Origin of the sequence: Hymenobacter sp. DG25B (assembly GCF_000801315.1) — a bacterium.
Taxonomy (GTDB): Bacteria; Bacteroidota; Bacteroidia; order Cytophagales; family Hymenobacteraceae; genus Hymenobacter.
In genome coordinates, this window is the sequence record NZ_CP010054.1 from 700107 (window position 1) to 724143 (window position 24037).

18 protein-coding genes are annotated in these 24037 nt (G+C 57.4%); 8 read left to right on the forward strand and 10 right to left on the reverse strand.

Annotated features, from left to right (window positions below; all coding sequences use genetic code 11):
• The first annotated feature begins 299 nt into the window (after positions 1 to 299).
• Positions 300 to 3212 carry a PA14 domain-containing protein gene (locus tag PK28_RS18800; RefSeq protein WP_048825501.1) on the forward strand — a complete coding sequence of 971 codons (2913 nt, stop codon included), beginning with the start codon at positions 300 to 302 and terminating at the stop codon, positions 3210 to 3212.
• Between the two features lie 88 nt (positions 3213 to 3300).
• Here PK28_RS18800 and PK28_RS03055 read toward each other — a convergent pair whose 3' ends face one another.
• Entirely contained in the window at positions 3301 to 4047 is a 747-nt protein-coding gene (locus PK28_RS03055) for a head GIN domain-containing protein (RefSeq protein ID WP_044511270.1), read from the reverse strand.
• A 180-nt stretch (positions 4048 to 4227) separates the two neighbouring features.
• Between PK28_RS03055 and PK28_RS03060 the strand changes: the two genes are divergently transcribed.
• Positions 4228 to 4698, forward strand: coding sequence for a nuclear transport factor 2 family protein (locus PK28_RS03060; RefSeq protein WP_044511273.1), 471 nt, complete (start codon positions 4228 to 4230; stop codon positions 4696 to 4698).
• A 37-nt stretch (positions 4699 to 4735) separates the two neighbouring features.
• On the opposite strand, the gene PK28_RS18805 is transcribed toward PK28_RS03060, so the two are convergent.
• The 3 genes from PK28_RS18805 to PK28_RS03075 all read right to left on the reverse strand — a co-directional run bounded on the left by PK28_RS18805 (position 4736) and on the right by PK28_RS03075 (position 8349).
• Positions 4736 to 5239 (reverse strand): SgcJ/EcaC family oxidoreductase, encoded by a 504-nt coding sequence (locus PK28_RS18805; RefSeq protein WP_048825503.1) that lies wholly within the window; start codon positions 5237 to 5239, stop codon positions 4736 to 4738.
• A 73-nt stretch (positions 5240 to 5312) separates the two neighbouring features.
• Entirely contained in the window at positions 5313 to 6155 is an 843-nt protein-coding gene (locus PK28_RS03070; RefSeq protein ID WP_048825505.1) for a helix-turn-helix domain-containing protein, read from the reverse strand.
• Positions 6156 to 6288: 133 nt separating this feature from the next.
• On the reverse strand, positions 6289 to 8349 hold the full coding sequence (locus PK28_RS03075; RefSeq protein ID WP_044511276.1) for a M13 family metallopeptidase: 2061 nt from the start codon (positions 8347 to 8349) through the stop codon (positions 6289 to 6291).
• Between the two features lie 282 nt (positions 8350 to 8631).
• On the opposite strand from PK28_RS03075, the gene arfB reads away from it, so the two are divergent.
• On the forward strand, positions 8632 to 9045 hold the full coding sequence (gene arfB / locus PK28_RS03080) for an alternative ribosome rescue aminoacyl-tRNA hydrolase ArfB (protein WP_044511279.1): 414 nt from the start codon (positions 8632 to 8634) through the stop codon (positions 9043 to 9045).
• A 16-nt stretch (positions 9046 to 9061) separates the two neighbouring features.
• Here the strand turns inward: arfB and mgtE are convergent, their stop codons facing one another.
• Positions 9062 to 10447, reverse strand: coding sequence for a magnesium transporter (gene mgtE, locus PK28_RS03085; protein ID WP_044511281.1), 1386 nt, complete (start codon positions 10445 to 10447; stop codon positions 9062 to 9064).
• A 253-nt stretch (positions 10448 to 10700) separates the two neighbouring features.
• Between mgtE and PK28_RS03090 the strand changes: the two genes are divergently transcribed.
• From PK28_RS03090 to PK28_RS03105, 4 genes are all read left to right on the forward strand, one after another.
• Positions 10701 to 11519 (forward strand): cyanophycinase, encoded by an 819-nt coding sequence (locus PK28_RS03090; protein ID WP_048825508.1) that lies wholly within the window; start codon positions 10701 to 10703, stop codon positions 11517 to 11519.
• Positions 11520 to 11675: 156 nt separating this feature from the next.
• Complete coding sequence (locus PK28_RS03095) at positions 11676 to 12935, forward strand: OmpP1/FadL family transporter (RefSeq protein ID WP_044511284.1); 1260 nt, start codon at positions 11676 to 11678, stop codon at positions 12933 to 12935.
• A 21-nt stretch (positions 12936 to 12956) separates the two neighbouring features.
• Entirely contained in the window at positions 12957 to 14393 is a 1437-nt protein-coding gene (locus PK28_RS03100; RefSeq protein WP_048825512.1) for an SGNH/GDSL hydrolase family protein, read from the forward strand.
• 164 nt (positions 14394 to 14557) lie between these two features.
• Positions 14558 to 15049 (forward strand): hypothetical protein, encoded by a 492-nt coding sequence (locus PK28_RS03105; RefSeq protein ID WP_044511287.1) that lies wholly within the window; start codon positions 14558 to 14560, stop codon positions 15047 to 15049.
• Between the two features lie 75 nt (positions 15050 to 15124).
• Here the strand turns inward: PK28_RS03105 and PK28_RS03110 are convergent, their stop codons facing one another.
• Positions 15125 to 16126 carry a YpdA family putative bacillithiol disulfide reductase gene (locus PK28_RS03110; protein ID WP_044511294.1) on the reverse strand — a complete coding sequence of 334 codons (1002 nt, stop codon included), beginning with the start codon at positions 16124 to 16126 and terminating at the stop codon, positions 15125 to 15127.
• Positions 16127 to 16293: 167 nt separating this feature from the next.
• On the opposite strand from PK28_RS03110, the gene PK28_RS03115 reads away from it, so the two are divergent.
• The gene (locus PK28_RS03115) at positions 16294 to 16815 is read left to right on the forward strand and encodes a hypothetical protein (protein ID WP_044511297.1); all 522 of its coding nucleotides are present in this window, start codon (positions 16294 to 16296) and stop codon (positions 16813 to 16815) included.
• 128 nt (positions 16816 to 16943) lie between these two features.
• Here PK28_RS03115 and PK28_RS03120 read toward each other — a convergent pair whose 3' ends face one another.
• The 4 genes from PK28_RS03120 to PK28_RS03135 form a co-directional block, all read right to left on the reverse strand.
• Positions 16944 to 17363, reverse strand: a complete 420-nt coding sequence (locus tag PK28_RS03120) for a DoxX family protein (protein ID WP_044511298.1) — start codon at positions 17361 to 17363, stop codon at positions 16944 to 16946.
• A gap of 68 nt (positions 17364 to 17431) precedes the next feature.
• Positions 17432 to 20308 (reverse strand): DNA polymerase I, encoded by a 2877-nt coding sequence (gene polA / locus PK28_RS03125; protein WP_044511300.1) that lies wholly within the window; start codon positions 20306 to 20308, stop codon positions 17432 to 17434.
• Between the two features lie 105 nt (positions 20309 to 20413).
• Entirely contained in the window at positions 20414 to 22810 is a 2397-nt protein-coding gene (locus tag PK28_RS03130) for a hypothetical protein (protein WP_044511305.1), read from the reverse strand.
• A gap of 53 nt (positions 22811 to 22863) precedes the next feature.
• Positions 22864 to 24024 (reverse strand): DUF4249 domain-containing protein, encoded by a 1161-nt coding sequence (locus PK28_RS03135; RefSeq protein WP_044511310.1) that lies wholly within the window; start codon positions 24022 to 24024, stop codon positions 22864 to 22866.
• Positions 24025 to 24037: the final 13 nt, after the last annotated feature.

A 24037-nucleotide genomic window follows, 5' to 3' on the forward strand; every position in this document is an offset into this window, starting at 1 on the left:
CAAATAAGCATTTCGGGAGCAGGTTCTAAAACCGGCAAGCCAAGAACTATGGCTAGCGGAGCCAGCAGATGCGCCTTATTCAGTATGTGTAAAATTTAGGCATTGGTCCACAAAAATAGTAGTAGTTAAATATTAACGCTGCAAAGAGTGGCGCAAGATATGTGCTTTCTATAGTTATATAAGGGGGTTAAATACTTATAATATTCATATAATAATTCCAATAAAGTATTTTTCTTTTTCGTGAAAGAAATATATTTTTAACCTCTAAGGCAAGGTGGTTCACTTTAAATCCTGAGGTTATGAAGCATCTTTTTTCACAGGTTTTACGGCGTGGTTTATTTCCTTTCAGTCTGGTTATTCTAAGCCTGATTAGCCTGGTAGCACCGGCGCAAGGGCCGGCGGTAACCTGCACCGGGCAGGATGCCGGCGGCCAGGCCGCTACGAATGGCCTGTACGCCGAGTACTACGCCGGCTATTTTAATGATGACCAGAGCTTCTTTGCGGTCAATACAGCGGGCCTGGTACGGGTAGATGTCCTCCTAAACTTTACCAACACTGCTAGCTGGGGAAGCATTTCGCCCCCCGCTACCAGTGCCCCCGGCGCCAGCCCCGGGGCCAAGGATAACTTCAGTGTGCGGTTTCGGGGTAGCCTGATGGTGCAGAAAGCGGGTACTTATACGCTGTATCTGACTTCTGATGATGGCTCCTTTCTGTGGCTGGATAACGCGGCCCTGGCTACGCCCACCAGTGCTACTGCTGCCATTAAGAACGGAGGAAGCCACGGCCCCACGGAAAAAACAGCCACGGTATACCTCACCAAAGGCTTGCACAACGTGTTGGTGCACTACGGCGACGTAGCCGGGAGCAACATCCTTAAGCTGGAATGGGCCAGCGCCGATGCGGGCATCAGCCGGGAGATTATTCCCTCGGCGTCGCTGTGTACCAGCATTCAGCCCCTGCGCTCTTATCCGCAAAGCCTGGTGTACACCCCCAACTATACCGCCACGGCCACCGGCACCAAGGTTACCTCGGCGCCCCCCACCGTTACCAGCGACTCGCGCATCAGCGAATATATCCTGACCAATTCCTCGGCGCTGCCCGCGGGCATCAGCATTAACCAGTCAACGGGGGTATTAACGGCCGATAAGGACGTGCCGGCCGGTACCTACGTGGCCGATGTAGCCGTGGCCAACCAGGACGGCTCCACCACTTTCACCCAGGTCTTCACCTTTATCATTACGCCCCCACCACCCGCCGGGGTAACCGGCACCGACCCCGGCGGGCACCCGGCGGCGCAGGGGCTGTATATTGAGTACTACCCCGGCAACTTCAACACCACCTCTGACTTTAATGCGTTTTTCGCGCAGGCTACTTCCCGCTCCTGGGTGATTCCTCAGCTGGATATGACCGACAACTGGGGCATTATCAATCCGCCCGCTACCGGCTCCCTCCGCAACCCCAATAACTTCAGCGCCCGCATCCGGGGCACCCTCAGCGTGCCGGTTACCGGCAATTATATCTTCTATCTGACCTCCGACGACGGGGCCATTCTCTGGCTGGATAATGATGCCATCAGCTCCCCGCTGCTGTTGAGTAAAGCTGCTATTAATGATGGCGGCAGCCACGCGCCCGTTACCAAACAAGTGCGGCGCTTTCTCACGGCCGGCCTGCACAACGTGCTGGTGCTGTACGGCGAAGGCGAGGGCAGCAACGTTCTGCAACTGGAATGGTCCAGCACGGCAGCCGGTATTGCCCGCCAGATTATTCCCAGCACCGCCTTCGGTACCCCGCTGCAGCCGTTCTGGCAACTGCCTCAAACCCTGGCTTATTCGCCCATTACTACCACGGTGGGTGTTAGCGACAGCGGTTCCTCGGTGGTGCCCACAGCTACCAGCCCGCGGCCGGTAACCGGCTTTGCCCTGACTAATGCCGAAGACCTGCCCGCCGGAATTACCATTGATGCCGCTACCGGCCGCCTGCTGGTAGATGGTACCGTGCCGGAAGGACGCTACCAGGTAGATGTAGCCGTTATCAATACCGAAGGCTCCACCACCTTTCCGCGCACGTATGCCTTTGTTATTGCGCCGCCGCCACCGCCTGGCTGCACCGGCACCGACCCCGGCAATAAGCCCGCTACGGCCGGCCTCTACGGGGAGTATTATGCGGGCTATTTTGATGATTTAGAGAACAACCAGAACTTCTTCACCGCCCAAACGCCCAGCATGCTGCGCACGGAGCTGGGGCTGAACTTTAATCAGGATGACTGGGGGACGCTGGTGGGGCCGGAGTTTGATTCAAAAGGCACCCCCAATATGTACAGTGCCCGCTTCCGGGGCCGCCTGTACGTGCCCGTAGCCGGCCAGTACACCTTCGCGCTGACTTCTGATGATGCCTCTTACCTGTGGCTGGATGGTGCCGCCCTGGCTACGCCCCCTACCACGGAAAGTGCCCTGATTAATAATGGCACCGGCCACCCGCCGCGCACCATTACCGGCACCGTAACCCTGGCAGCCGGGCTGCACCCTATTCTGGTGCACTACGGCGAGTTTACGGCCAGCAACCGGCTGATCCTGCGCTGGGTGAGCCCCGCTGCCGGCATTCCCGATACGGTGGTGATTCCTACTACACTGCTTTGCACGGGTATCGGGGCCACGCCGCCGCTGCCGGTAGAGCTGGTGCGCTTCCAGGCCCGGGCGGCCAATGGAGGCACCGTGCAACTGGACTGGGAAACGGCCCTGGAGAAAAACAGCGCCTACTTTGCCGTGGAGCGCTCCACCGATGGACAGCACTTTACGGAAATAGGGCGGCAGGCTGGCGTCGGCAACAGCTCGAATGCCCAGCGCTATCAGTTTGTGGACCGGCGCCCCGGGGCAGGCCTGAATTACTACCGCCTGCGCCAGACCGATTTTGACGGCGCCGTGCAGTACTCCATGGTGCAAACCGTGCAGCTGGTCAGCCGGCAAGGGTTGCTGCTGAACGTATTCCCTAATCCATCGGCCGGTAAGTTTATGGTGCGCGTAACTCAGCCCACACCCGCCGCAGCCTCCCTGGAAATCCTGGACCTGCAGGGACGGCGCCTCTATACCCAGACGCTACCCGCCCAAAGCACCGGCGAGTACCGGATAAATGCGCCGACCCTTGCCCGGGGCGCCTACCTGGTGCGCCTGATAACCCAGGGCGGCAGCACCACCCAAAAACTGCTGATAGAATAGAAGCACGGTTTTTAAGACAGAAAGCCCGGCGCTAGCTTTAGCGCCGGGCTTTCTATTATGGAGAAGCAGCAGAAGCGTGTAGAGCAGCCTACGCTTTCCGAACGTTGCCCGAGCCCATAACGCGGGAGGTAACCTGTGGGCTGCCCTGGTATCGCACATTGCCCGACCCTGAAATTGAAGCCTGCAGCGTCTGGCTGGCATGCACCTGGCAGTTGCCGGAGCCACTGATGCTGATTTGCGTAGCGTTGGTGCGCAGGTTGGATGCTGCCAGCTGGCCGGAGCCGCTGATAGATACCGTATGCGCATCGGTGCTGCCGGAGAGGCTGATGCGGCCCGAGCCGGACAGGGAAGTATGCAGCTGGTCGGTGACCAGATTCAGGCGCAGGGCGCCTGAGCCGGACATACTCACTTTCAGGGCCGGGGCCTTAATGGGGGTTTCGCCGCTCATGGAGCCCGAGCCGCTTACGCCCAGCATTTTAATGTTGGGCATGGTGACGTAGATTTTAACGGGCTGCTTAAAGCTGGTGCCTTTATACCACTCGGCCTTTCGGTCTTTTTCCGGCAGCCGGATACGCAGACGGTTTTCCTTCACCACGGTTTCTATTCTGCCCAAATCTTCTTCCGCGCCCACTATTTCTACCCGCTGCGGGCTGCCTTGCCGCAAAATTACTTCTGCGGGAATATTCAAGGATAGTTCCTCAAAGGCGGCTACCGTCCGCACCTCACGGCGCTCGGCGGCCGGGGCCTCACTTGCGGAATGGGCCGGCGCCGGGCGAAAGGCTGTGAGCGAGGAGAAGGCCAGCAAAGGAAGCAGCAGAAGGGTAGCGGATTTCATAATGAAAAAATAAGGGTGAGGAGCTTGCTGGTTAGATGACGCGCTGCCCGAAATCGTTGCCTGAAGAGCACAAATTTTTGCCGAACCGGAATAATAAGGAAGTTAAAATCACTTAACCCCGCAGCGGCATAACGCGGCTTTCTTTACCTTAACCCGCACACCCCCAAGCGCCCCGTTCTCATGCACCCTCACGAGGAACTGCTGCACCGCTTCTACCAGGCCTTTCAGCGCCGCGACTGGCATGCCATGGCCATGTGCTACCACCCACAGGCCACCTTCCAGGACGCCGCCTTCAGCCTGACCGGTGCGCCCGAAATAGGCACTATGTGGCGCATGCTTTGTGAGCGGGGCCACGACCTGCAGCTGACTTACAACAACGTGCACGCCCACGACCACCAGGGCCAGGCCGACTGGGAAGCCCGCTACACCTTCTCGCAAACCAAGCGCCCGGTGCACAACCGCATCCGAGCCCGCTTTACCTTTTCCGATGGCCTGATTTATACCCACCACGATGCTTTCAGCTTCTGGCGCTGGTCGCGGCAGGCGCTGGGGCCGGTGGGATGGCTGCTGGGCTGGTCGCCGTTTCTGCAGCGGAAAGTGCGGGCGCAGGCCGCCAAAAATCTGCAGCAGTTCAGAGCCCGGCTTGCTTAAGCCATCCGGCGCAGAAATACGGCGGCCGATGTAGGCGCTATTTTCTCAAAGACAGGGCCGGGTCTTGGGCTTTCTTGTCGATGGAGGTATTATGACCATCGATAATAAGCCACCGGCCTTTGCGCTTCTCCATAATCAGAGTCAGTACGCCGGTTGAAAATTCGCTCATGTCGCGGCCGTCGGGCATTACCCAGCCCGTGAGCTCCCAGGTATGGCGCACCAGGGCTAGGTCAGGCCGCAGCATCCTTATTTCGGGTTTGTTGGCGATGTGCGTGGTTTTGTAGAACATCATCTTCATGAAGATGTCCAGGGCATACTTGTGTTCGGCGGCGTTGCGCCACCACATACCCACCACATTTACCCACTGCGCATCGGGCGCCAGATACGTAAAGTACAGGTCAGTGTCGTGCTTGTTCCAGGCCTCAATAAGGCCTTCGTGAACTTGCAGAATGGCCTTTTCATCGGCCGCAGAGGGGGCTTTCTGGGCTTGTGCGCCGCCAAACAGGCACAGGCAAAGCAGGAGGCTGAACAGGGTTTTCATAGGGCTTCATCGATTAAAAGTGATGAAGCAAAACTAGAAGCCGGGGCAGCCGGGAAATAGTAAAAAACCGACGTTAGAACGGGCTACCCGGAAACAGTTTAATAGGCGCCTGCGCGTCTTCTTTCAATAGCATGGTGGGCGTAACCTGGGCAAAGAGCCGGAAGTCTTTGATGAGGTGGGTCTGGTCGTAGTAGCCGCACCGGTACACAATATCCTGCCAGTCCAGGTTAGGTTGCTGGTTTTTCAGGCGGTAGGCCTGGGCAAACCGAACTACCCGCATAAAAAGCTTGGGGCTCATGCCAATGCGCTCCAGAAATTTGCGCTCAAACTGCCGGGCGCTCAGGCAGGCCTCGCTGGCCAGCCAGTCCAGTGAAAAGGGCCGGGTATGGCTCTGCAGCATGAGCTGGGCTACCTTATCCACGGCATGAGCGTCGTTTTTCAGGGCGGCCACCTTGCTCAACAGATACTTTTCCACCAGCGAAATCATTTGCTGGTAGTCGTTCAATTCCCGCAACTGCTCGTTGATGCGGCTGATTTCGCGGCCGGCCAGCTCGCTGCTATCAATGGAATAATCAAGGAGTTGCCACATCGGCATACCAAACAACCGGAACAGGCCGCCCGGCTGAAAGCCTACTTTAATGGTAAGTTGGTCGTAGCCCATGCGCAGGTTTACCCGCGCCACCTGTGGCCCCACAATAATGCTGGGCGGGCTGGTGCTTTCTTTTTCGTGGGCGTAGTTAAACACCTCCACGGCATCGCGCGCATAAAAGAACAGGCATTGCTCCGGGTTGGTGGGGTAGGGGTTAGCCACCCGCGGCAGCAGCGGGTTCAGTTGCACATGCATGAGCATGTAGTTGCTCACAAAGGGCTGCAGGGCCGGGCACGGACGATAAAACCGGAAAAACGGAGCCTCCATAAGGAATGCCTGATAGGCTCTTCCAAGCTACTGATTCTAATGATTTTCTGACAACAGCCCACACACTAAAAGGCCCCACCACAGCTAGCTATGGTGGGGCCTTTTAGTGTGTGGGCTGCTACGGGCAACGCGGCTACCAGATGGTTACCCGGGTGCTGTCGGGGCGCCAGAGCTGCTGACCCTGCTTCACGTTGAAGGCCTCATAGAAGGCCGGTACATCGGCGAAGGGGCCGTTTACGCGGTACTGCGCCGGCGAATGCACATCGGTGAGGATGCGCTGGGCCAGCACCTCATCCCGCTGGTGGTGCTGCCAGCCCAGGGCGTAGCCCAGGAAGTAACGCTGCGTGGGCGTGAGGCCGCCAATTTTCTCGCCTTTCTTGTACTGATCGGTCTTTTTAAAGGCATCAAAAGCAATGACGATACCGCCCAGGTCGGCAATGTTTTCGCCGGCCGTAGCCTTGCCGTTGATGTGCAGGGAATCCAGCACGGTGTAGCCATTGAACTGGCGCACAATGCCGTTTACGCGCTGCTGGAAGGCGGCGCGGTCCTGCTTGCTCCACCAGTTGCGCAGGTTGCCTTTCTCATCATACTGGCTGCCTTCGTCATCGAAGCCGTGCGTCAGCTCGTGGCCAATGGTGGAGGCGCCGGCGTAGCCATAGATAATGGCATCATCGGCCTCGGCATCTTTCAAACCGGGCACGGCAAAAATGGCAGCGGGCAGTACAATTTCATTGTTGCTGGGGTTGTAGTAGGCGTTGTACGTCTGGGGCGTCATGTCCCACTCGGTGCGGTCTACGGGCTTGCCCAGCTTGTTTACCTGGTACCGATAGTTCCACTCGTTGGCGCGCATCACATTGCCCAGGTAAGAATCCCGGGTAATGGAGAGGGCGGAATAGTCGCGCCACTTATCGGGGTAGCCTACTTTGGGGGTGATTTTGGCCAGCTTTACCAACGCTTTTTGCTTGGTGGCGTTGCTCATCCAGTCCAGGGCCTGAATATGCTCCCGGAAAGAGGCCACTACATTTTCAGTGAGCTTAGCGTAGCGGGCCTTGGTTTCGGGAGAGAAATATTCTTTTACGAACAGCTGACCCAGAATTTCGCCCATGCCATCTTCTTCCTCATCCAGCACGCGTTTCCAGCGGGCGCGCTGCTCTTTCTGGCCCTGCAGAATGGTGCCGTAGAAACGGAAATGCTCGTTATCGAAGTCGTGGCTGAGCTGGCCGGCAAAGGTGTTCACCAGGTGCCACTGCAGGTAAGCCTGCCACTGGTCCAGCGGCGTGGTTTTCAGCAACTGGCCGGCCTTCTGGTAGAACTCCGGCTGCCCCACAATAACGGTATCTACCTTAGCCAGCTCCATTTGAGCCAGCCAGGGTTTCCAATCGATGCCGGGGGTGAGTTTGCCGAGGTCAGCGACGGCGCGCTTGTTATAGTTGGCGTATGGGTCGCGGAGGGCTTCCAGCTTGCGCGAAGAGCCAGCCAGCGCCGTTTCCAGCGCCATAATCTGCTGGCTGTGGCGCTGGGCCGTAACAGAGTCCTGCCCCAGCAGCTGCAGCATGCGCGCTACGTGGCGCACATATTCTTTGCGGATGTTGCTGGTGCGCGTGTCCTTGTTAAAGTAGTAGTCGCGGTTGGGTAAGCCCAGCCCGGCCTGGTACAGGTGCAGGGCCATTTTTTCGCTGTTTTTGGCGTCCTGCGCCACATACAGCCCAATCAGGGAGTTCACGCCCAGTACCTTGTGGCGGGCAATAACGGCCTGCACATCGGCCAGGGACTTAATAGCGGCAATGCGGTCCAGCTCCGGCTTCAGTGGGGCAATGCCTTGCTTATCAATAGCTACGGAATCCAGGCCGGCGGCCCAGAAATCACCGATTTTCTGCTGACTGGTGCCGGCCTTAGCATTGGCTTTGGCGGCCTCCTGGTTGAGGGCGCGCAGGCGGGCATACACCTCGTTCTGCACCTCTTTGCCAATGCCCCAGGCGCTTTCGGAGGCGGGAATGGGGTGCTTTTTCAGCCAGCCGCCATTGGCGTAGGTGAAAAAGTCGTCGCCGGGATGAATGGTGGTGTCCAGGTTGGCCTGGAGCAGGTCGGGCTGGCCGGCTGTGCCGGTAGAGCCGGAGGATTGGCAACTGGCCAACGCCAGGGCCAGAGCGGGGCCGAGCACCAGGCAGCGCCGGGCCGCAGAAGAAATTTTCATGCAGAACAGAGGAGAAGGTTGAGTGCGACGAAGATAGAGCGGCGCCGGGACATAAGACAAGAGCCCGCCGCGCAGGTTGCAATGCGCCGGCACTAGGCTGGCAGAGCCGCCAGGCACCAGCCAAATACTTTCGCCTCAACCTTATACTTGGATTCTGCGGTGCCGCCTGGCAAAAGCCGGCTTACCGTATGAGAGAAATAGGCGAACTATATTGCCGGAGTACTGGTATGCGCAGTTTGGTGCTACTTGCCGCCGCTATTCCCTGCTTTACTCTGCTTGCCCATGCTGCCTTCTGTTGATGCCTTTCTACCCGAAATTCAGTTTCAAACCAGCCGCAGCAGCGGACCGGGCGGACAAAACGTGAACAAGGTAGAGTCCAGGGTGGAGCTGCGCTTTCACGTAGCCGATTCTCAGCTGCTTAGCGAGGAGCAGAAAGAGGTGCTGCTTACTAAGCTGGCTAAGCAACTCACGGCAGATGGGTTGCTGCAGGTGGTAGCGCAGGAGGACCGCAGCCAGCTGCGCAACAAAGAAATTGCGCTGCAGAAGTTTCATCAGCTGCTGCTGAAAGCCCTGCACAAGCCTAAAGCCCGCAAGGCCACCAAACCCAGCAAAGGGGCCGTACGCCAACGCCTGGAATCCAAGAAAAAGCACAGCGCCAAAAAGGCCAACCGCGGAAAGGGAGGCTTGGATTTTTAGCGCCTGCCTAAGTCTATTACAGCAGCGTGCCGCGCAGCACCATAGTGGCTACGGAGAAGTAAATAATCAGCCCGGTTACGTCTACCAGAGTAGCCACAAAAGGCGCGGAGGAGGTAGCCGGGTCCAGGCCCAGGCGCTTGAGCAGCATGGGCAGCATAGCCCCCGATAGCGCCCCCCACAGCACAATGCCCAGCAGGGAGAAGCCCACCGTTACGGCAATCAGCAGCCAGTAGGGGCCAAAATAGCCGGGGTCGATGTAGTTGGCCCACAGAATAATACGCAACGAGCCTACCACGCCCAGAATACCGCCCAGCAGCACGCCGGAAAGCAGCTCGCGGCGCATCACCAGCCACCAGTCGGAGAGGGTGAATTCGCCCAGGCTCATGGCCCGGATGATAAGGGAAGTTGCCTGGGAGCCGGCATTGCCCCCGGCCGAGATAATGAGCGGGATAAACAAGCCCAGCACGGCGGCTTTCTGCAGGTCATCCTCAAAATGGTGCATGGCGGAGGTAGTCAGCATCTCACCAATGAGCAGAATAACCAGCCAGCCGGCCCGTTTCTTCACCATGCTCCAGATGGAGGTGGCCAGGTACGGCTCGTCCAGGGCCTCGGAGCCCCCCAGTTTCTGAATGTCCTCGGTGTCTTCTTCTTCCCGGATGTCGAGAATATCGTCGATGGTGACAATGCCGAAGAGCACGCCTTCGTCGTTCACCACGGGCAGCGCTACCCGGTCGTTTTTGCGGAACACGTCAATTACCGCTTCCTGGTCCTGCATGGCGCGCAGGCTCACGTAGCGACGGTCCATCAGCTCGCTCACGCGGCTCTGCGGATCGGCCAGCAGCAGCTGCCGGATGCGGATATCATCAATGAGCACGCCCCTATTATCGGTGACGTAGAGCACGCTGATGGTTTCCGACTGCCCGCCGTGGCGGCGGATGTAGTCCAGCACCTGCTGCACCGTCCAGGTTTCGCGAATAGCAATGTAGTCGGGCGTCATCAGGCGGCCCACGCTGTACTCGGGGTAGCCCAGCAGCTCCAGCGTAACCTTGCGCTCCGCTTCCGACAGGGTCTGAATCAGCTCCTTTACAAAGTCATCGGGCAGGAATTCCAGCAGGGCCGTCCGGTCATCGGGCGACATCTCATTGAGGATGTCGGCAATTTTCTCCTGGGAAAGGTTGGCCAGAAAGTGGCGCTGAATATCCAGGTCCAGGTACTCAAATACCTCGGTGGCCAGCTTCAGGGGCAGTAGCCGGAAAATAATCAGCTGCTCGCGCTCCTCCTCGTTCTCCAGCAGCTCTACCAGCTCGGCCGGTTCAAACTGTTTAAGAACCTCCTTCAGCTTAAAAAATTCGCCCTCCTGAATCAGGGACGTGATGTTTTCCGCGGTGGGGTGCTGAATCATCGGACTGAAGGCGCTTATGCTTCGCTAGGCAAGCAGGTTGAGGTGAAAATCGGCCTGCAAAATTAGGATAAACTGGCGGCTAACCCGCACTGCCGACCGAAATTTCGGCCAACAGAATGGTTATTTCCCGTAAGCAGCACCGGCCTTTCAGCCCGGGCTTAGCTACCGGTGGTGGTTTTGCGTACAGGCCTACTACTTTCGGGGTAGCAGCCGGGCAACGGAGACCCGCTGTTGCTGTTGCCCGCTGCCTTTTATGACCCAGTTATCCGGCCCTGCACTTGGTACGCTCATCGCCCTTGGCGGCGGCGACGACGACGTGTTGCTGTCCCTGCTCTGCGACCTGCTGCCCCAGCCCGAGGCCCCCATTGAGATTATCACCACGGCTTCCAGTGAGCCTCACGATACCGCCAAAGCCTATGAGCAGGCCCTGCGCGACCTGGGCTGCGTGACTCCCCACCACCTGCACATTGATGAGCACCACCCCGCCGATGCCCCGGCCACGCTCCGGCGGCTGGCGCGCACCAAAGTGGTGTTCTTCACTGGCGGCGACCAGGAGCGCATCGTAGAGTTTTTGCACGGTACCGAGTTTTTGCGCCAGCTGCAGGAGCGCTTCCGCACGGAGGCCGACTTTATTGTTGCCGGTACCAGTGCCGGCGCCGCCGTGCTTTCTGATTTTATGCTGGTAGATGGCTATGGCTGGCGGGCCCTGCGCAAAGGCGGCATTAAAACTGTGCCTGGGCTGGAGCTGCTGCCTAAGCTGCTCATTGACCAGCATTTTGTGGAACGGGGCCGCTTTGGGCGGCTGGCTCACGCCGTGCTGGCCCATCCCATGTGCCTGGGCCTGGGCCTGTCAGAGGAAACCGGCCTTATTATCCGGGGCGGAACGGAGGCGGAGGTTTTCGGCGACGGGGTGGTGATGGTGGTAGATGGCTCCCGGCAGCGCGCCAACAACCTGGGCCGCATTGGGCGCGGCGAGCCGGTAAGCGGGCTGGACCTGCGCGTGCACCTGCTGGTAGCCGGGCAGCGTCTGCACCTGCCCACCCGGCAGGTAAAAGAACACCACCCGGAATAGCCCATTCATAGGGCTAACGCTAATTTTTTGCATACTAGCGGCCAAATAGGTGGCCCGGCTTACTATGCACCATGAAAATGGTAGGCACGCCTACTAAATTGAACGTTTTTTCTCCCTACATTTAGTCCCAACTATCCCAACCCACATTTTTCTTGTATGAATGTAAAATCTCTACTTCTCGTAGGTAGTGCCATGCTGGCGGCAACAGCTGCATCCGCAGGCGGCTTTCAGGTGTCGCTGGCCGGCATCAAAAACAATGGTATGGGCGGCGTGGGCGCGGGCTTAGCGCTTGACCAGGCCTCCATGTTCTACAACCCCGGCGCCCTGGCCATGGTACGGGAGCGGGGTGTACAGATGGGTGCCAATGCCACCTTTGCCCGGCAGGCATTCCGCGCCGAGTACGGTGGTTCCGAGCGCACGCTGCGCAACTCAATAGTAACTCCGGTAAGCCTGTTTGCAGGCTTTGGCCCAACAGAGGGCAAGTGGAAAGCAGGTATTGCCGTCTACACACCCTTCGGCAGCAAGCTGCAGTACGCCGATGGCTGGGAAGGCCGTTTCTCGCTGACGGATATCGACCTGAAGTCGGTGTTTGTGCAGCCTACGGTAAGCCTGGCCCTCACCGACCAGCTGAGCATTGGTGCCGGCCTGGTAGTACTGGCCCACGGCTCGGTAAACCTGCAGCGCGATATTCCCGTGACCAACGCCCAGGGCGAGTACGGCCACGTGGAGCTGGATGGCAAGGCTGATACCAAGCTGGGCGTAAACGCCGGTATTTACTTCAAGCCTTCTGAGAAGCTGAGCGTAGGGGTTTCCTACCGCTCCAAGATTGACGCTACCGTAGATGGCGGCGACATTACGTTCACTAACCTGCCGGAGTCGGCTAAGGCCAGCTTTGCGGGTACCAAATTCGGTGTAACCATTCCGCTGCCTGCTACTACTTCTATCGGCATTGGCGTGATGCCCACCGAGAAGCTGACCGTAGCCCTGGACGTGAACCACGTGCAGTGGAGCAAATACCGCAGCCTCGATTTCACCTTTAATGGCCCTGTGGGCGGCGCTACCAGCAGCACCTCCAAGCGCTTTTACCAGGATGCGCTGACCCTGCGTTTGGGTGGCCAGTACAAGCTGACCGATGCCTTTACGGTGCGGGCCGGCGGTTCTTTTGATATGTCGCCGGTGAAAGATGGCTACGTGTCGCCGGAAACGCCGGACGCGGACCGCTTAGGTGTTACTGCCGGTGTTTCTTACAAAGCCGGTGAGCATTTCTCGGTGGATTTCTCCACCCAGTTCATCAGCCTGATGAAGCGCACGCAAACCCAGCAGGACCTGCTGAACAACAAGACGACTGACCGGGTAGCAGGAACTTACAAAACGCAGATTGTAATTCCCGGTATTGGCCTCAACTACAATTTCTAAGCGTCTACTCCCCTGACTCCGATGATTACATTGTTTAAAAAATCAATGCCGGGCCTGGCACTGCTGGGTCTGGTGCTGGGCGGTTGCCAGCCTGAGCTGGAAGCTCCCAAAGCCGATAAAGGCTCCGCCGACTTCTCGAAATATGTGGCCGTAGGTAACTCCCTCACGGCGGGTTACTCCGATGGTGGTTTATACCTGGAAGGTCAGCAAAACTCTTATCCTAACATTCTGGCGCAGCAGTTTAAGCTGGTAGGTGGCGGTGAGTTTAAGCAACCCCTGTTTGCGGCTGCTCAGTCAAACGGTAGCGGCTACCTGAGATTTGCCGGTTTCACCAGCGCTGGGTCGCCCAACCTGCAGCCCGTAACTACCAACCTGGCCGTACGTGGTCTGTCGCCGGCCGGCACGGCCCTGTACACCAAGTTCACTGACCCGGTGCAAAACCTGGCCGTACCCGGCATTGCCGTAGCCGATGTGAATACAGTGGGTTATGGCAGCGTAGCCGGCAACCCCTACTTTGAGCGCCTGCTGCCCGGCGAAGCCGGTGACCCTGCTACCTTCATGACGTATACCAGCTTCGTGCAGTCGCGCGTAACGGCGGAGAAGCCTACCTTCTTCACGCTGTGGCTGGGTAATAACGACGTGTTGGGCTTTGCTACGGCCGGCGGCGCCAGCGGTGCTACCACCGACCCCGAAGTGTTTGCCACCAACTATGCTGGTATCCTGGACGCGCTGACTTCCGGCGGTGCCAAGGGTGCAGTGGCTACTATTCCTAACGTAACGGCCCTGCCTTTCTTCACCACCGTAGGTCCCAGCGTACGTGCTAACCTAACTAAACTGAGTGTTCCCGGCATGGTAATCCTGACGGGGGCTAAGCCGGGCGGCGCAACCTCCGGCAACCGCAAGCAGATTGCTACTGCTGACATTCGGGATGCCAGTGGAAATGGCCGTCAGCTGTTCACGCTTACCAGCAGTGCTTATGCTCCTTTGCTGGGTGCGCCTACCGGCAAGTACTGGCGTGATTTAGCGGCCTCCAGAAAGCTGCCCGTAGCGGCACTGCTGGCCACCTTCGAATTGGACACCACCCAGGCGTTTGGTGTTAGTGCTGGTAACCCCTTCCCCAGCGCCCTGATATTGGACGATGCGGAGCAGGCAACCGTACAAAAAGCTACTACTGATCTGAACCTGAAAATCCGGGCAGCAGCAGCGGCGAAGGGTATTCCTGTAGCGGATATGAATGCCTTTTTCGTGAGTGTAGCCGGTAATGGTATTGCCGTTAATGCGGTAAATAACACGGTAGCCTATATTTCTGGCAACCTGTTCTCCCTGGATGGCGTGCACCCCACCCCCCGTGGCTACGCTGCCATTGCCAATGAATTTATTCAGGCGATAAATACTGCCTACAACGCTTCGGTGCCCAAAGTAAACCCCAATGACTATCGGGGCGTAACGTTCCCGTAAGTATTGCTGCATGCATTAATAAAAAAGGCTCCCTGCCAGCAGGGAGCCTTTTTTATGAACTTTCCAGCCAGAAGTAAGCCGGAAAGGCTATACTTGTGTCCTACTTTGCGCCGGTTCTATTAGCAGGCTTCTACAGACCACTTATCTACTTTTCATTTATTCGCATGAAACACCTTTTCCGCCTGTTTATCGTCCTGCTATGCGTAGGCACCTTCTCGGCTTGTAAGAAGGATAATGACAAGCCTAAGTCTAAGACAGATCTGCTGACGGCCAAGAACTGGCGTTTGTCGGCGGCTGTTGGGACCCTGACTTCGGGTTCAACATCCTATTCGCAGGATTTCTTCGCTGATATGGAGCCGTGCCAGAAGGATGATTTTGAAAAGTACAGCACCGATAAAACCGTTACTTACGATCAGGGGCCGACGAAGTGTGATGATACGGCCAGTGACCCCCAGATGCAGAAAGCATCCTGGAACTTCGAAGCTGACGAAACCAAGCTGACCGTTTCTGAAATTGGCGGTGGGGATTCCTATACGGTTGATCTGGCAGAACTGAACTCTACCACTATGGTGCAGAAGTACTCAGAGAAGGACGTTGATCCGGATACGGGTAAAGATGTAACCGTGACCTACACCTTTACTTATACCGCTTTCTAACGGTAGAAATAAGCCATGCCGGCTACCTAAAAGCCCGTTTCTCCTCAGGAGAAACGGGCTTTTATTTGGGAGTTATTACTTCACCGTGCAAACCGGCGTAAGGTGCGCCGCAATAACCGCCGCGTGGTGGCGGCCGTTTTCAATAAACCAGCGGCTGGTGTTCAGGCCGCCGCACACGGTGCCGGCCAGGTATACGCCGGGGCGGTTGGTTTCAAACGTATCGGGATTGTACCAGGGTGTGCACGCGGCATCATCCTGGGTAGCAATGCCCAGGGCGGCCAGCAGCGCGTAATTGGGCCGGTAGCCGGTGAGGGCATATACGTGGCTGGTGGGTAGGGTGAGCAGACCTTCCGGCGTGAGCACCTCCACGGCCTCGGGGGTAATGCGCTGCACACTGCTGCTGAAATATGCCTTAATCCGGCCTTCAGCAATGCGGTTTACCAAATCGGGCCGGATCCAGTATTTCACTGATTCACTGACCTCCGCGCCGCGCACTACCATTGTTACATCGGCGCCGGCGCGTAGCAACTGCAGGGCGGCTTTGGCCGAGGAGTTTTTGGCCCCGATAACCACCACCCGCTGCCCCACGTGGGCGTAGGGCTCTTTGTAGTAGTGGCTCACGTGCGGCAGGTCTTCGCCGGGTACGTTCAGCAGGTTGGGTATATCATAAAAGCCAGTAGCTATTATCACTGCGGCGCAGGCTATGCGGCCTTTCTCCGTGACTACCTCATAGCGGCCCGGCTCGCCTTCCAGCCCCATTACTTTTTCGTAGAGGCGGAGCGGGAGTTTCTCGGCCACCGCCACCCGGTGGTAGTAGTCCAGGGCGTCTTCGCGCAGGGGCTTGTAGTGCGCGGTGGGGAAAGGATAGTTGCCAATTTCAAGCAGCTCGGGCGTGGAGAAAAACTCCATATTGGTGGGGTAGCCCACCAGGGAGTTTACCAGCGCGCCTTTATCCACCACGCACACGGTGTGGCCGCGCCGCCGGGCCTCAATAGCGCAGGCCAGCCCCACCGGACCCGCCCCAATAATCACCACGTCAAAAGAAGCAGTGGCTTCTGGAAATTCAATAGCACTCATACAGGGCTTAAACTGCAAGAAGGCGCATAGGTTATCGGCTGGTGCTTTCCGGGCATTAAACGCGGGGCAGGAGCATACCATTATTTTTCTCTAACCCCACGCAACCAATAGAAGAAGGCGCCGGTCATGCCCGTGTAAGACATTTTCTAGCCTCTATTCTCCCTTTTATGAAAGCTGTTTTGTATTTATTTCTGGCTGCTGCCGGTCTAACGCTGGGGTCCTGTGAAAAGGATGAAGAAGTATCCCCCACTGACCTGACTGGCTTGGTTAGTAACTCTACCTGGCACCTGACGGATTATACGGTGGAGGCAAAAGCTGTCAACAGCAATTCCAGCGAGGTACACAGCATTTTCATTCCCTGCTATGGGCTGGACCAGTATACTTTAGCTGCAGATGGTCGGATACTGTGGACTCAGCTGGAGGGTACCTGCACTCATTATTGGCCAGACGGGCCACCCGAGCAACCCGAGAGTCACCAGAAGAATCTGGAAATAGGTGCCTGGATTTTAAAAGAGAATAATACCAAGCTTCAAATTAAGTCTACCTGGGGATGGGTTTATCACGAAGTGGGCAGTGATTATGAGACATCTCAATTAGATGCCTCCCACTTAGTAATAAACCGTCAATACTTATCATCCCAAAAAGACACTCTGTACACTAGAAAATCAATTTTTACCAAAGTGAATTAGAGAGTGAGAAGATAACCACAGCATTACCAGTTACCAGTTTATATTCTTATTTCAACGAGAACTGCCGCCGCTATGGATATAGCGGCGGCAGTTCTCGTTGAAGGGCTAACAGTTCCGTGCGCGGGCACCTACTTACGCTTTAGCGCCTTTAGAGCACCCGTTGACCACAGCGCCCAGCCCATTAATACGGGCTGGAAAAACAGCCGTCCCAACCGCTTGGTATCCGTGTCGAGGCCGAAGGCCGAAATGTGGTGCGTGTATTGATGCACGTTTCCAGGAAATACTGCCGCGTAAAACGCAGCCAACCCGATACCCATCCGTACCCGGTTTTTTCCTTTCAATGCCAGTAGCGCCAACCCCAACCCAATTTCCACCACGCCCGAAGCCAGTACTACTGTGTCTTTATCCAGCGCGATAAAATCGGGAACCTGGGCCTGAAACTCCTGGCGGGCAAAGGTGAGGTGGCCGGTGCCGGCTGTTACCATAAAAGTGCCCAGCAAGCCACGGGCAACATTTTGCAGGGTAGTAGTGGGTTGGTTTTCCAGCATATAGATAGCACCGGGAGTAGCCCGGCCCTGAGGTATACGGCCAACAGATGGGGCCGGATACCCCAGGGCTAGTGCGCCTGCAGCCAGTTGCTGCCGGTGCCTACCTCCACCTCCATGGGTACGCCGTGGGGCAGGGGCAGGGCATTAATCATCAGCTCCCTGATTTTGGGCGTGATGTAGTCGATTTCCGACTTCACAGCATCAAACACCAATTCGTCGTGCACCTGCAGAATCATTTTGGTGCCCAGTTTTTCTTCCAGCAGCCAGTGATGAATGTTGATCATGGCCTTCTTGATGATATCAGCCGCGGTGCCCTGGATGGGGGCGTTAATGGCGTTGCGCTCCGTGTAGCCGCGGAGCGTGGCGTTGCGGGAATTGATGTCGCGCAGGTAGCGGCGGCGGCCCAGCAGGGTTTCGGCGTACTCCAGCTCCCGGGCGCGGTTAATGCTGTCGTCCATAAACTTCTTCACCGAGGAAAACTCCGTGAAATAAGCTTCAATAATTTCGGTAGCCTCCTTGCGCGAAACGCCCAGGCGCTGGGCCAGCCCGAAGGCCGAAATGCCGTAGATGATGCCGAAGTTGACCATTTTAGCCTTGCGGCGCATTTCGCCATCTACCTGGTCCAGCGGCACTTTAAACACTTTGCTGGCCGTGCTGGCGTGAATATCCAGCCCCTGGCGGAACGACTCAATCATGGTTTTGTCGCCGGAGAAATCGGCCATGATGCGCAGCTCAATCTGCGAGTAGTCGGCGGCCAGCAGCACGTGGTCAGCATCGCGCGGTACAAAGGCCTTGCGAATTTCGCGGCCCTTCTCCGTGCGGATAGGAATGTTCTGCAGGTTGGGGTTGGTGCTGCTCAGGCGGCCCGTGGCCGTTACGGCCTGGTTGAAGGAGGTATGCACGCGGCCATCCAGCTCACAGACCAGCTGGGGCAGGGCCTCTACGTAGGTGCTGCGCAGCTTGGTAAGCTGGCGGTGCTCCAGAATGAGGCTGGCAATGGGCGCATCGGCGGCCAGCACGCTCAGAATTTCCTCGCCGGTGGCGTATTGCCCGGTTTTGGTTTTCTTGATTTTACCGCCGCCCAGGCCCATCTTATCAAACAGCACCTCGCCCAATTGCTTAGGTGAGCCGATGTTGAACGACTGGCCGGCTTCGGCAAAAATCTGGCCTTCCAGCTCGGTAATGTAGCCCTGCAGCTGCGCCGAGTATTCGCCCATGGCGGCGCTGTCAATCTTTACGCCTTCGTACTCAATAGCGGCCAGCACGGGCACCAGCGGGTTTTCTACCTCATTCAGCAGCTTCAGCAGCCCCACGGCCTCCAGCCTGGGCTCGAAGTAGTGCTTGAGCTGCAGCGTGACGTCGGCATCCTCGCAGGCGTAATCCTTCACCTCAGCCGGGGGAATGTCGGCCATGGTTTTCTGCTTCTTACCTTTAGGGCCAATGAGCTCAATAATGGAGACGGGCGTGTAGTGCAGGTAGGTTTCCGCCAGCACGTCCATGTTGTGGCGCATATCGGGCTCCAGCAGGTAGTGGGCCAGCATGGTATCAAAGAGCTGCCCTTTAATCTCTATTCCGTAGTGCTTGAGAATAGTGAGGTCGTACTTGATGTTCTGACCGATTTTTAGAATCTGCTCGGCATCAAAGAACGGACGGAACTCATCTACCAGCTGCTGGGCAGCTTCCTGGTCGTCGTGCGGTACGGGCACGTAGTAGGCCTCGCCGGGCAGCCAGCAGAAGGAGAGGCCTACCAGCCGGGCTGTCATGGTGTCCAGCCCTGTGGTTTCGGTATCAAAGCTGACCTCTTTTTGCAGCAGCAGGAATTTCAGCAGTTCGCGGCGCAGCTCCGGGGTATCTATCAGGTGATACTGGTGCGGCACATCGGCCAGTTGGCGGCGCGGTCCGGCAGGGGCACCAAAGGCGCCGGTTTCGCCTTCCTCGGCCGCTACCGCTACGGCGCCGGGCGCATCAAACAGGGAACCCTGCCCGGCGGGTACGCTGGGCCTGCGGGCGCCGCGCGGCGGTGGGGTGCTGGTGGCCGGGGCATTGCCGCCGCCCAACACGCGGGCAGCCAGCTGCCGGAATTCCAGCTCATCAAACAGCTGGCGCAGCATATCGGCATTGGGCTGCTCCAGGCGCAGGTTTTCCTCATGAAACTCAATGGGCACATCCAGATGGATGGTGGCCAGCTCCTTGCTCATCAGGCCCTGCTCGGCGTAGTTGCGCACGTTTTCCTGCAGCTTGCCCTTCAGCTTATCGGTGTTGGCAATGAGGTTTTCTACCGAGCCAAACTCCTGAATCAGCTTTTTGGCGGTTTTGTCGCCGATGCCGGGAATGCCGGGAATGTTGTCGGATGCGTCACCCTGCAAACCCAGAATGTCAATCACCTGCTCTACCCGCTCCACCTCGAAGCGCTGCAGCACGTGCTGCACATCCAGCACCTCGGCGGAGTTGCCCATAAAGGCCGGGCGGTAAATCTTCACGCAGTCCGTCACCAGCTGGCAATAGTCCTTGTCGGGCGTCATCATGAACACCTCGCCAAAGCCCTGCTGCTCGGCGCGCAGCGCCAGGGTACCAATCACGTCATCGGCCTCAAAGCCATCCACCATCAGAATGGGAATGTTGAAGGCTTTGATGATTTTCTTGATGTAAGGAATGGCCAGCCCAATGTCCTCCGGCATGGCCTGGCGCTGGGCTTTGTACTCCGCGTACTGCTCATGGCGGAAGGTTTTTTTCTGCGCATCGAAGGCCACGCCAATGTGCGTGGGCTTCTCCTTTTGCAGTACCTCCACCAGGGTGTTGGTAAAGCCCAGGATAGCGCCGGTATTCAGGCCCTTGGAGTTCACGCGCGGGTTTTTGCTGAAGGCAAAGTGGGCGCGGTAAATCAGGGCAAAAGCGTCGAGCAGGAAGAGTTTATGGTGCTGGGGAGCGGCGGAGGCGTCGGTCATAGGGCAGCGAAGGTACGGAAGTGAGCGGGGCAGGAAAACGCAGCCGGCAATAATAAGAACTGCAGGATTCGTACGGGCCGGGTCGCTTGTCCGTTTGCTTTACCGCTACAAAGCCGGCTTTACTTCCAGAATGGTGCGCGCACTGCCGGCCAGGCCGGTATCTGAGAGGCCCTGGATAACGATGAGATACTGCCCGGCCTGGTCGCCGGTGTAAAACTCGCTTTTGCCGGCCCCGGCGGCGGTGGCTATATCGGGGTTCCAGTACAGCAGGTTACGGAAGTCGGGCAGGCGGCTTTGCCGGGCCTCGGGGGTTTCATAGCGCGGGGCGTAAAATTCCCGCTGGCCCTGCACGCCCTCATAGGCCTGCACCAACACGCGCGGGTCGAGGGAAAAACCGGCCAGGTTGCCTTTATAAGTGGTAAAGCTGACGATGCCATCATAGATGGAGGTGCCATGCACATACCGGCTATCCATCACTTCCAGCTTCTGAATTTTAAGTGGGTCCATGGCCATCATTTTATTGATGTTGAAGACGGGAACCCCATCCAGCAGCACCATGGGGTTTTGGGTCAGCAGGGCCCCGTTAATCTTATCCTTCACCAAAAAATGAAAGCCATCTTTACGAATCCGGACATCTACGCCGGGCACGTACTCCCGCATAACCTCCTCCAATACCTTAAAGCGGGTGTACTTATCCAATAGATATATCTCATCAGGCTTGCCAAAAAAGGCCGTACTATCGGGGGCGGGCATGGTAATCCGGTTAGCGTATTTACCGGAGTAGATGGTTTGCACCTGTTGTTGAAAATGCCGCTTAGCATAATCGGGGGCAAAGCGAGGCAGGGCTGGCCCGCCCGCTACGGCTGCAGCATATTGCGGGGAGAAGGGCGAAAAAACTTCTATCTGGCAGGTGCTATCCTGCTGCGGATCGGTTTGAACGATAATATCCTGGGGGCCATAAAAATGGTTTAGCTCAAACTGAAAAACACCATTGACACCGCTCACCGCGTTCTGGAGCCGGGTAATACGGCTGGGGGCTGATAAGTAGGTAGTGATGCCCGGCACCGGCTTATTGGTGCCGGCCTGCGTGAGGCGGCCGCGCACCAGGTGGCCGTTTAGTTCGGGCAGAAACTCGAAGGCCACGGGCGCTGCGGCCAGTACCTGCTTCCAGTCGAAGCGGCTCCAGCCCTGCGTCAACATTAGATTATCGGTGGCCTCCGCTACTTCCGGGCTGGTAGCCGAGAAATAATACTCCGGCTGCTCAATAGTGCCGCGCAGGTCGGCGGCTAACCACAGGTAGCTGGTGATGTCAGGAATGGATGCGCGGGTAAGTGAATCCAGCCGGTATACGGCCATGGATACGCTGGCGCCTACCGGCTGCGAGGCGGCGGCAGTAGCCACCTGCACGCTTACTTTGTCGCGGGTAGTGTAGCCGTTCTTATCGGGCCGGGCCGTGATGGTGAGCGTTTGCCGGGGCGCCTGAAAATACAGCCGCTCACACAGGGGTTGCTGCGCGGCATTGAAGAGGGTGAAATGCGAAACGCCATCCAGTAGCTGCCCCCGATCAATAGTGAACAAGGCCTGCCCGTTGAGCAGCGGCTGCCGGGCGGCTACCACTACTTTTTGCCGAGAATGTACCAGCAGAGAAAGGGTTTCCGGCTGAGTGGTAGTAGCGGCTACCGATACCGTAAGGGCGGTAGGTGAGGTGCTTTCGAGGCGCATAACATACCCCTGCTCATATACCGCCGGTAGTTTGTAGGTGGCTGCCGGCAGCTTGCCCAGGGAAACCACCGCCGTGTAGCTGGCACCGGCGGCCGGCGTAAAGCGGAAGCTGCCCATGCCAAAGCGCAGCGTTTTAAACTGCGCTACCACGGCGCCCTGCTGGTTGAGGATTTTGCCTTCGGCCGCTATGCCGCGCCCGGTGCGGTCGGTTACCTTCAGGGCTACTTTGCTGCTGAGGCCCTGCACCAGGTTCCCGCCTTCCGGGAAAAACTGCACATCATAGGCTGCGGCGGAGTCTTTGCGCGCCTTTATCCCGGCCGTGGCAGAAGTATTGATGATGGTAACGGGTTGCTGGAAGTAGTATTCGGGCCCAAAGTTCTTCATCCAGCTGGTATAGGCCCGCACGGTGTAGGTGCCCGAGGCCAGCGAAGCCGGAATTGAAAAAGAGCCCTGGCCCTTTGCCTTCTTCAGCGCTATTTTGCCTTGCAGTACGGGCTGCTGCTCCCGGTTCAGCACTTCTACATATGCCACGGTACTCAGAGCCAGGGGCCGGCCGTAGGTGCCATCTACGGCATACACCTTAAACCAAATGGTTTCGCTGCTCAGATAGGTGGGCCGGTCCAGGTGCAGAAACAGCTTCTCGGGCAGGGCAGCCTGCTGGTAGCGGGCCAGCTTGCCCGTGAGGCCATTTAAAGAGTCTATCTGGCCGTACCCAGGTAAGGTGGCCAGCAGCCATAGCAGCAGTCCGCTGAGCAGCCCCTTGTTGGCAGTAGAAAGCATAGATAGTTTGGGAGTAGAAACAGCCATCTGGCAGAATACTTTTAGAAGGGAGGTTATGGCCAGAAATCCGGCTTCACATTGGTGCCACGCAGGCGGCAGTCTACACAGGCTGGCGTAGTAAAGGTGTAGCCGCCATCAGCGTTGCCTACCGGAACAAAGGAAACAGGCGGCCCACCAAAAATCTTCCACGCGTCTATAAAGTCCACCGTGTCGGGAATGGCGCAGCTCTCGTAGCCACTTTGCGTGCGCCAGGTGCGGGGAATGTCGGAAGGGGTAATAAAGATGCGCTTTTCGGCCACGGAGTGTATCCCGATATAGCCCAGTACCACTTCCTGCTCATCGGTGATGCCGTGCAGGTTGCCGGTCAGCTGCACGGGCAGCGGGTCGAAAATAGACCCCAGGTTTTCCGTGTTTTTCTGCAGCAGCTCCCAGTAGCTATACTCTTCTTTGGTCTGAGCATACTGCTTTACCAAAATGCTGTATGTCCGGTGTAGCTTTTCCGAGGTATCTGGTATCGACTGTATCAGGTGGTTGGCTACCCGGTCCTGCACCAGGTTGGTCGTTTTGGCCAGATTAACATCCGTAGACTTTTCGCTCCGCCAGCACAAAATAGGATAGGGCGTTTCTATGTCCTGGATTTGTCCCCGTTTGTACTCCAGGTAAGGGCGCAGTAGGGGCGCTATTTCCCAGGTTTCCTCATATTCCCAGCGGTAATAACGGGTAGCATTCTGCGCATCCTGGGTGTTTACGCTAATTTCCAATCCCTCCGGTTTGGGGGTGTAGGTTACCGATTCAATAGCCGGGGTGAGCTGCACCGGCATAAAGTCGGAGGCATAGGCCTTGCCCTGAGACGTAGTAAGTATCAGTCGGTATTTCAGAGCGGGGTTTAGCGTCAGGTGCGCGGAGGTGTACGTGCCAGCACTGGCTTCCTGCAGGTTATAGCGGCTAAAGTCTTCGCCTTCAATACTGACGGCGGCCCCGGTTTCCTTGGGGGCCGGCTGGCGGGAATCAATTGCAACGGAGCGCGAGAGGTAGATAGTAGTTTGGCCCTGCGAATTGATGAAACCCTCTACCACCAGAAAGCGGGTGGGGGAGTTAATAACTTCGGGCACGTAGGCATCAATGCAGCCCGGCAACAGCAGCGCCAGGCACCAAAGAAAAACCAGGCGCCGGTAAGCGTGGGGCAGTATAAAATAGAGGGGACGACCAGCCATCGGATAGTAACTT